The 210-nt window shown below is 56.7% G+C and carries 1 protein-coding gene; it reads right to left on the bottom strand.

Annotated features, from left to right (window positions below; all coding sequences use genetic code 11):
* Nucleotides 1-210 (bottom strand): hypothetical protein (locus tag ACO0K8_RS22450; protein WP_422948874.1); only part of this gene is annotated, 210 nt, incomplete at both ends.

A 210-nucleotide genomic window follows, 5' to 3' on the forward strand; every position in this document is an offset into this window, starting at 1 on the left:
CGGTAGCTGTGACGGATAAGGTCGAGCCTTCCGCTGGTTTCGCAACCGTGCTGCTATACGTACCAGCGGTGATTTCTGCGGCGGTTAAGACATGGCTTTGCGGAGTCGTGCCGTCGGTGATCGTCAGCGTATCACCTGCTTTAGCCGTACCTGGCAAGGCGACTGTGACTGCCACTGTCGTTGCTGCGCCCAGTTCTGTTTTACTGATCA

The organism is Undibacterium sp. Ren11W (assembly GCF_049340485.1).
Taxonomy (GTDB): Bacteria; Pseudomonadota; Gammaproteobacteria; order Burkholderiales; family Burkholderiaceae_D; genus Undibacterium.